This is a genomic window from Macrococcus bovicus (genome assembly GCF_004359575.1).
GTDB lineage: Bacteria > Bacillota > Bacilli > Staphylococcales > Staphylococcaceae > Macrococcus > Macrococcus bovicus.
Window position 1 is genome coordinate 1 of record NZ_SCWF01000041.1, and the last position, 385, is coordinate 385.

General features: G+C 54.3%; 1 pseudogene. It reads right to left on the reverse strand.

The window, feature by feature from the left end:
• Window positions 1-385: pseudogene (locus ERX55_RS11330) on the reverse strand (FAD-dependent oxidoreductase); the annotation flags it as partial.

Below are 385 nucleotides of genomic sequence, written 5' to 3' on the forward strand. Positions count from 1 at the left end.
GGGCAGCGTTAAGACCGGCCAGCAAACCTTGCGCAGCGGCTTCTTCGTAACCGGTAGTGCCGTTAATCTGACCAGCAAAGAACAGCCCCTGGATAAACTTGCTCTCCAGCGTCGGTTTCAGGTCGCGAGGATCGAAGAAGTCATACTCAATGGCATAACCCGGACGCACGATCTTCGCGTTTTCATCCCCTGCATAGAGCGGACGATTTGCATCTGCACATCGAACGGCAGGCTGGTGGAGATACCGTTCGGATAAATTTCATTAGAGGTCAGTCCTTCCGGTTCAAGGAAGATCTGATGCTGATTTCTGTCGGCGAAGCGCATGACTTTGTCTTCGATCGACGGGCAGTAGCGTGGGCCGACACCTTCGATCACCCCTGCGTAC